This is a genomic window from uncultured Clostridium sp., assembly GCF_937920395.1.
Taxonomy (GTDB): domain Bacteria; phylum Bacillota; class Clostridia; order Clostridiales; family Clostridiaceae; genus Clostridium_AD.
This window is the reverse complement of the sequence record NZ_CALEVF010000370.1, coordinates 1-8,296: the sequence shown is the minus strand read 5'-3', so window position 1 is coordinate 8,296 and position 8,296 is coordinate 1. Positions and strand designations below refer to the sequence as shown.

Here is an 8,296-nt window from a genome sequence, read left to right as displayed (position 1 = left end):
ATCTCTAGTAACTACTGCTATTTTGTTAAATCTTATATTCTCATCTCTACATATTTTTAGGATATCCCTTGCTACATATTCTACTTCACTGTAACCATTAAGGGCTTTAAATATCTTTATATTTTCACATTTATTTACTAATGGCGTATAAGGAAATGCAAAATAATTCTTCTCAAGAAACGAAAGTTCAATATTATCTTTAAATTTAGACTCTTTATTGCCTTGTAGTTCTATAGGTGCTTCTATGCTTGTCCCACTCTCATTCGCCAAATTTAAAAGATTATCTTCTGTAAACTTTATAGAATAAAATGCATCAGAGGGCTCCATAAATTTTGAATGCTCCGAGCTTTTTAGAGGCAAAGTTATATTTATTCTATTAGCCTTTTTATACAACTTTTCTAGTACTCCATATTGCTGTGGTGTAAATCCTGTAAACTCATCAAGCCAGAACTCCGCTCCATCAAAAATGTTACATTCATCAAGACGACTACATAAACGAGTCAAATCATCGTCAGGATCCACATAATTTATGTTTAAAATATTATCAAACTCTCCATATATAAGAGATAAATCTATTATTTTATCTATAAGTAATGGATTCTCGCCTAAATCTTCTTTTACCTTATTTAGATCAGCAATCGAAATCCCATATTTTTTAAACTCAGTGATAACGCTAGCTACATTATCTACAAAGCCCCTTTGCCTTGATGCTCCTTTAAACACCTTGAATTCTTCTCCATTCTTTTGAAGTATACTATGAATAAGCATTGCCTTTCCTGATGTATCCATAGGTTTAAGGGTTATGCCTCCAACTTCACTAAATACTTTGTATGCTAATCTATTAAAACTAAGTACTTGGACATTTTTTATTCCTGTTGATCCAACTACTTTTATAAGATTTTTTTCAGCTTGAAAAGAGAATTGTTCTGGGACCAAAAGTACTAGAGGTTTCTCCGTTTCTTCCTTTTGCCTGCGCTTTATATCATCTAAACAGAAAGTACTTTTACCCTTTCCAGCTCCTCCATAGATAAATCTCAAACTCACAAAAACACGTCCCTTCCTTTTATAATTTAGACAAATTCTATAAATAAACTAATGTACTTGCATGTTATTTATTTTAAAATATTTTTAATATATCTTTTATATATATTATACCATGTATGATTTGTCTTAATGAATATCATCAGTTTTTGTTGACGATATTTCGGACTAAAAATATCAAAAACATTAGTTTTTTTTTAATTCCGTTTTTGTAATTCTTTACTCAATTTGCTTGTTTTCATGGTGGACTACATGGGACAAGCTCTCCGTGCACTATATTTAAAATAAATCAAAGCATATAAAAGGATCCATGTAGTGCATTAGAATATGTTTAAGCATTACATGAACCCTTTTATTAAATTGTTTTATTTATATTTCTAGCTTGTTCTTTATTTCTATTTTGTGCTTTGAAGTTTCGCTATTATAACTTTTTCCATTTCCACTAGTTTATCTTCTGCAGCTTTTAGAGTTTTTCCTTTAGAGTACATATATATTTTAATTTTTGGTTCTGTACCTGAAGGTCTTACTGCATACCAGCTATCATCATCAAAATAGAATTTAAGTACGTTAGATTTTTCTATTCCACTAGGTTCTTCTGTGCCATTTAAGATGTCATAAGATTTCTCAGCTTCATAATCTATAAACTTTGTAAGCTTTGAACTACCTATTGTTAATAAATAATCTTTTCTGTATTCTTCCATCATTCTAGAAATTCTTTCTTGTCCTTCTATACCTTCTAAAACTAAAGATATTAGGTTTTCTCTATAATATCCAAACTCTACATAAATCTCATTTAATATATCTAATAACGTTTTGCCTTTTGATTTATAATAAGCCGCTGCCTCACATAAAAGCATTGACGCTATAACTGCATCCTTATCACGAACAAAAGTCCCAGCAACATAACCGATACTTTCCTCATATCCGAATATAAACTCAAAGCTATTATCCTTTTTAAAATCTTGAATTTTGCTACAAATATTTTTGAAGCCTGTAAGTACTTCAAAAGTTTCTACACCATATTTTTTAGCTATTGCCTTGCCTAAATCTCCTGTTACTAAAGATTTAACTATAGCAGCATTTTTAGGAAGTGTGCCTTTTTCTTTCATTCCCTCAATAACATACTTTATTAGTATAGCCCCTGTTTGATTACCATTAAATGCAACATATTCGCCATGCGAATCTCTAACCATTATTGCAAGTCTATCACAATCGGGGTCAGTAGCTATTAACAATTCTGCCCCTTCTTTTTTCCCAAGTGCTCTTGCATATTTGAAGGCTTTTACATCCTCGGGATTAGGATATCCAACAGTTGTAAAATCTGGATCTGGCTTTTCTTGCTCTGGTACTACTATTATATTAGTAAATCCTCTTTCCTTAAGAACCCTTCTTACAGGCACATTTCCAGTACCATTTAGAGGAGTGTATACAATTTTAATATCTTTATCTATATTGTCTCTTATAGCTAGTCCCTTTACTTTCTCCATATACTCATCATCCATTGCTTTTCCAAGTATTACTATTAACCCTTTTTCCTTTGCTTCCTCAATATCCATAACTTTTATAGTACTAAAGTCTGTAATACTCTTGATTTTTTCTGTTATTCCCTTTGCAGTAGATGATAAAATTTGTGCACCATCTTCCCAATAAACCTTGTATCCATTATATTCTTTAGGGTTATGACTAGCAGTCACAACAATTCCAGCAGCTGTATGTAACGTTCTTACTGCATAAGATAGTTCTGGCGTAGGTCTTAATTCTTCAAATAAATATGCTTTAATTCCATTTGCTGCTAATACTTGTGCTGCTGTAGCTGCAAATTTAACAGAATAATGTCTGCAGTCATAAGCTATTGCTACACCTCTATCCATATATTCTTTTCCATATTCCTTAATATAATCTGCAAGCCCTTGCGTTGCCCTTGAAATAATATATATATTCATTCGGTTAAGTCCTGCACCTAACTTTCCTCTTAAACCTGCAGTACCAAACTCTAAATCCATATAAAATCTGTCTTCAATCTCCTTGTCATCATTTTTTATGGATTTTAATTCTTCTCGTGTCTCTTCATCAAAGTACTTATTATTTACCCATTCTTCGTATCTTTTTATATAAGTCATCCTAAATCACACCTTTCCAAATAATTACCATTTGATTACATTATACAGTATATCTTCAACATTTAAAATATCTAAAAACATATTTAAACATCTTTTTTTACAAATTATGTTTGTTATATGTAACACTTTACCTTTTACAGCATAGAATATAAGATACATTAATAATCTTCAGAAGGTGCCCCTCCTTGAATGTGATTATATTTGATCATTTCTATACAAAAAAACTATTATTTTTCCTTCTGAAGTTATTAGTGGAATCTAATTTATGAACGATTTGTCAATTATCAATTAGTTATTAACCGTCCCTCAGGTTTCGCTTTCCTTCAATTCTTCAATTAGTTGTTAACCGTCCCTCAAGTTTCGTTTTCCTTCAATTCTTCAATTAGTTGCTAACCGTCCCCAATCTTTGCTGGTCATTCTTGAGCGTCATAAATCATTTTTGATACCTTAGCAATAATTTCTTTTGCCTGAGGAAGTTCTTTTGTAAACACAACAAGAATATATGGATTATCCTTATATATAATAGCTGTATCGTTTACACATGATGCATAGTCTCCAATTTTATGTGCTACTATTTGGTGTGGAATATACTTGTCTATTCTGTCATTGCATTTTGTCTTTTCCATAGTTTCAATCATAGAACTATAATATTTATTCTCATCAGGATTTAAATATAATCTCTCTAATATTTTAAAATAATCCTTTGATGTAATATTATTTTCTTTATGAGCTATAGGATGCCCAACAATTTTTTCAATATAGTCATATTTATTTTGGTTGCCTATTTTTCTTAAAATCATATTTATTGCTATATTGTCCGAATATATTATAGAATAATCACTTAATGTTTTTATGGCAATTGGTTTACTTAAGTCCATTCCTTGAAGTATTCCAGCACCATCTTCGAAATCTACATCTTGATATGCTATCTTTTCCTTTATATCTAGTTTTTCATCTTGAATCATATCATACATGAGCATATTTATAGGTACTTTTATAGTACTTGCTGCTACAAACTGCTTATCTGGATTAATCTCAATGAATTTTTTAGAATTAATGTCATAGTAGACCATCCCAAATTTATCAATATTATCACCCAATAATATTTTAATTTTTTTCTCTAAATTGTCTAAATTAGTTTGTTTTAGAATATTTTCTTTTGTATTACTTTGTTTGTTTCCTAATAAAGTATGTGACTTCGGTACGTCCTTAGACAATCCGTAATTATTACTTTTATTGTTAATAGATGTATGATTTGTGGTATAAATACTTTTCGTCGCTACTACCCGATTTTTACTTATACTCACTACTGAAAAAAATATTATTATTGCTATTAAAATCTTAATATTCTTATTCTGCATCCACCCTTACCCCTCCTCCTTTTCAGTGATCTTAGAACTGCCCTACTATATGTTTTAATATGTCATTTAAGCTGTATTTATGCTAACAAATTATAAATTTATTTTATTATTTACATTATACCTTATATTTCACTGTTATTTACATTTATTTATTTGTAAAGTCTATTTTTAGTTAGGGACGGTTAGCAACTAATTATTGAACTACTTGAACTGATAAACTGGGGACGGTTAGCAATTAATTCGTCTAATTTGATAATGTATTTCAAATATGAATAATATCCTGGTGTATAGTCAATAATTCAAACAAATTGATATTAGAAAGGGTGATTCTTTATGCCAAGAACGTTTAGATTAAAAAGCGATGAATCAATATATCATGTTATGTGCAAAAGTATAACTGAGGTATCTTTGTTCAAGGATGATGAGGATAAAAAGAAGTATCTAGCTCTTACAAAAAAGTATAAAACTCTTTATAATTTTAAGCTTTACGGGTATTGTCTAATGGATAATCATTTACACTTAATCATTGATGCCAATGGATCCGATATATCCAAAATAATGCATGGTATAAATTTTTCTTATGCAATGTATTATAATAAAAAACATGGTCGGGAAGGTCATCTTTTTAGAGATAGATTTAAAAGTTTAATAGTTGCCAATGATAGGTATTTGAGGACTCTATCACTATATATACATAATAACCCTACAGATATAGTTGACTATAAAAATTGCCCTGAACTATATGTTTTTTCTAGCTTAGCAATATTTATAGGAAAAAGGCGTGATTACTTCAAGTTGGTTGATTTCAGATTTGTGATGAGCCTTTTTGGAGAAAACATTAAAAGTGCAAGAAGAAATTACTATAATCTTATTTTTACGTGTAATGAAGAAAAATTGATGCAAGAAATAGAATTTGAAGATGAAAATTCAGATTATAACACTGAAAGAAATCTGCTTGTAAGAAACTTTAAGCCCGAGGATATATTAGATTTCATATCGTCAAAAATGAACGTACCAAGGGTTCATCTTCACATGAAGTACAGTAGAAAGCTTGTTCAAGCGAAAGCATTAGTGGTTGTGCTAATGAGGAGTCTGTGTAATTTTACATCGAGTGATATCTCGGGCGCACTTGGTAACATTACAACTGCCAGAGTATCGACGTTAAGCACTATTGGAATTGACTTAATTGGTACAAATAAAAAATTTGAAAATATTATTGATGATTTTATTAAATGTTATGCTTAATTATAGTCCACTCGTTAATATAATAAGTCAAAAAATTAACATAACAATAATTAAATATTATTAATCTAAAATACTCGGACAAGCTTATTAAAATAAACTATTTAACTTATTAGTGATAAAAATAAGTCAATATAATACTATAAATAATGCTACTGTACAGATTTTCATCAAAACTCACTAATCTCTAATTATCTAATTAATAGTTAACCGTCCCACTCATTTGATTCATTTAATTATTAATTACTTGTTAACCGTCCCCTACCTCTAACCGTTTTTTATTAATTAATACAATTGGTTCGTAAGAATTTTTCTTCAATTTCATATGCTGATAAAGGTTTACTAAAATAATACCCTTGTATTTGATTACATCCCATTCCCTTTAACAGTTCAATTTGATTTTTATTTTCAGCTCCCTCTGCAATTACATCTAGACCTATTTTTTGTGCAAGTAATATTATTCCATCTACAATAACTTTTTCTCGCTCATTTGTATCAATATTGTCTATAAATGACTTGTCTATCTTTAACGTAGTTATAGGTAGACGTTTCAAATAACTAAGAGATGAATATCCCGTTCCAAAATCATCTAAAGCAATAGTTACACCCAATTCTCTTATCGCAGTTAATAGTTTAATGCTGCGATCAAAGTCCTTCATGAAAATACTTTCTGTAATTTCAAGTTCCACAAATTTTGGGTTTATTTTTGTTTCATTTATAATGTTTATTAGAGTTTCTTCAAAACCATCATTTTGTAATTGAATTCCAGATAAATTTATTGCAATAGTATCATATAAATATCCTTTACTTTTCCATAAACTGTTTTGTTGGCACACCATTTTTATAATCCAGTCACCAATAGAAACTATTAGTCCACTTTTCTCTGCCACTGGTATAAACTCTGCAGGTGATACTCTTCCAAGTTTTGCACTATTCCACCTTAAAAGTGCTTCAAATCCTTTTAATTTATTGTTTATAATATCTATTTGTGGTTGATAATACATTTCAAACTCATTATTAGCTAAAGCATTTCTTAATCCTTTTTCTATTTCAGCACGTCTTACAATTATATTGCTCATATTTTCATTAAAGAAAGAGTATCTTGCTTTACCATTATTTTTAGCACTATACATAGCAGTATCTGCATTTTTTAATAACAAATTAGTATCGCATCCATCATTCGGAAATATTGTAATACCAATACTTGCTGAAGTATATACATGTTTATCATCTATTCTTATTGCACAATTTAGTAAGCTTTGCAGTTTTACACATAATTCACTTATTTCAGAGTACTCTTTAATACTTCTCATTAAAATAAAAAATTCATCCCCGCCTACTCTTGAAAGAATATCACCATCTGCTATAGTAGCTTTAATCAAATTTGCTACATTTATTAATAATTCATCTCCATAGTTATGACCTAAGGTATCATTTATTTCTTTAAAATCATCTAAATCAATAAACAATACAGCATGTTTAATTTGTTTATAATTCTCCTTTGCTTTAACAATCTCATTTTCTAATGTGCTAATAAATAATTTTCTATTAGGTGTGTCTGTTAATATGTCATAATATTTTAATTTGTTAATTTCTTCTTCAAAATTTCTTTGAATAGCTATTCCTAAAATAGATCCTACAATTTTTATCGCAACACCTCTCGCATCCCTAAGACACATACTTCTAACCAAAAACCATCTATTGTTTGTTCCATTAAAATTAAGTTTTAATCTACATTGATAATATAAGATTCCGCCATTAATAAGATCCATAAAATCATTTAATACAATTTTCCTATCTTCTTCTAAAACAAGTTTCATTATATCTTCAACAGAATTTGATCCTTCTTTATCATATCCCGTAATGTCATTAAATTTATCAGACGAAGAAAACATTTTAGTTATTAAGTCAATCTCCCACATAGCATCATTTATAGAATCTAAAGTCAATTTGTATCTTTCTTCACTTTTATCAATTATCGCTAGCTTTTCATGAATTTCGTCATATTGCACCCTTAGTTTCTCTTTTACCGCGCTTGCTTGTCCACATGTAATATAAAACTTTTTATATTTTTTTTGTAATTTACGAAACCTGTCTTTTTCTTTCTTAGTTAATTTATTTGAAAAAATTTTATATATTTTTTTCATGAAATTACTTATTCTCTTTTTAGCTGTTTTTTCTATATTCACTTATATCCCTCCAGTATTAATGTATAAATAAATTGGGTATAATTTTATAATATATATTTTGCATCTTAAAATTTCTTAATAATGATATTACTATTACTATCGTAAAATTTATATTTTTATTAACCGTTTTTTACAATATAACTTTATTTTTTTAATATAACCGTATGTCAATTGCCTTTTTAGTACAATATTAGTTTAAATGCTAACCGTCCCTCTTTACTCCCTATCTAATTATCTAATTGCTTGTTAACCGTCCCCCCTTACTCCCTATCTAATTATCTAATTAATTGCTAACCGTCCCCCCTTATTCCCGATCTAATTATCTAATTGCTTGCTAACCGTC

General features: G+C 29.1%; 5 protein-coding genes. 1 reads left to right on the top strand and 4 read right to left on the bottom strand.

Annotated features, from left to right (window positions below):
- The 3 genes from Q0649_RS21660 to Q0649_RS21650 form a co-directional block, all read right to left on the bottom strand.
- Positions 1-1,044: PD-(D/E)XK nuclease family protein (locus Q0649_RS21660; RefSeq protein WP_367179439.1), on the bottom strand; the 1,044-nt coding region annotated here is incomplete at its 3' end.
- Between the two features lie 392 nt (positions 1,045-1,436).
- Entirely contained in the window at positions 1,437-3,161 is a 1,725-nt protein-coding gene (locus Q0649_RS21655) for a phospho-sugar mutase (RefSeq protein ID WP_298846803.1), read from the bottom strand.
- A gap of 413 nt (positions 3,162-3,574) precedes the next feature.
- A complete protein-coding gene (locus tag Q0649_RS21650; protein WP_298846801.1) occupies positions 3,575-4,522 on the bottom strand; it encodes a serine hydrolase in 948 nt (315 codons plus the stop codon).
- Between the two features lie 333 nt (positions 4,523-4,855).
- On the opposite strand from Q0649_RS21650, the gene Q0649_RS21645 reads away from it, so the two are divergent.
- Positions 4,856-5,767 carry a transposase gene (locus tag Q0649_RS21645; protein ID WP_298846799.1) on the top strand — a complete coding sequence of 304 codons (912 nt, stop codon included), beginning with the start codon at positions 4,856-4,858 and terminating at the stop codon, positions 5,765-5,767.
- Between the two features lie 278 nt (positions 5,768-6,045).
- On the opposite strand, the gene Q0649_RS21640 is transcribed toward Q0649_RS21645, so the two are convergent.
- Positions 6,046-7,953 (bottom strand): GGDEF domain-containing phosphodiesterase, encoded by a 1,908-nt coding sequence (locus Q0649_RS21640; protein ID WP_298846797.1) that lies wholly within the window; start codon positions 7,951-7,953, stop codon positions 6,046-6,048.
- Between the last annotated feature and the right edge of the window lie 343 nt (positions 7,954-8,296).

What these genes read in the sequence shown, in the direction of transcription:
- Q0649_RS21655 (WP_298846803.1), bottom strand. Translation starts at nt 3,161, where the DNA reads ATGACTTATATAAAAAGATACGAAGAATGGGTAAATAATAAGTACTTT.
- Q0649_RS21650 (WP_298846801.1), bottom strand. Translation starts at nt 4,522, where the DNA reads ATGCAGAATAAGAATATTAAGATTTTAATAGCAATAATAATATTTTTT.
- Q0649_RS21645 (WP_298846799.1), top strand. Translation starts at nt 4,856, where the DNA reads ATGCCAAGAACGTTTAGATTAAAAAGCGATGAATCAATATATCATGTT.